Origin of the sequence: Streptomyces doebereineriae (assembly GCF_031845645.1) — a bacterium.
GTDB lineage: Bacteria > Actinomycetota > Actinomycetes > Streptomycetales > Streptomycetaceae > Streptomyces > Streptomyces canus.
Genome location: NZ_JAVREZ010000151.1, coordinates 1 through 482 on the forward strand (window position 1 = coordinate 1; position 482 = coordinate 482).

Sequence of the window (482 nt, forward strand, 5' to 3'; positions counted from 1 at the left end):
GATGAATATGTCCTTGGCGCGCTCGCCCTCGGCGACCAGCGCCTCCAGCTCCTCACGCGTCGCGCCCCCGGCGTCGCTCTCCACCTCGCCGTCGAGGACCTGCTGGGCGTAGACGCCCGCCTCGATGGACTGGGAGAGGTCGACTTCCTTGGCGGCGTCGAGCAGCGGTGTACGAGCGATCTCGTCCAGGTACATGCCGACCAGGTCGCGATCGGCGATTTCCCCGCCCACGGCGCGAACACTGCTTGCCCGGTCGGTCTCACCGGAAGTGGCGGACGAACGACGGGCGACGGCACGGGTTGCCATGCGTGCTCCCTTGCTGAGTAGGTCGCGACACCTTTTCGGGTGCCCTGCATCCGATGGAAACAACGACTGGAATCCGGACAGAATTCCCATGCCGCCCATTCATTTTCGCGATCATGCAGTACCCTGTCCGGCGCCGACCGTCGAAAACCTGCGCTCGATACCCACGTATGCGCAGG

The 482-nt window shown here is 65.4% G+C and carries 1 protein-coding gene; it reads right to left on the reverse strand.

The window, feature by feature from the left end:
- Positions 1–306: sigma-70 factor domain-containing protein (locus tag RNB18_RS51175; RefSeq protein ID WP_311720946.1), on the reverse strand; the 306-nt coding region annotated here is incomplete at its 3' end.
- Between the last annotated feature and the right edge of the window lie 176 nt (positions 307–482).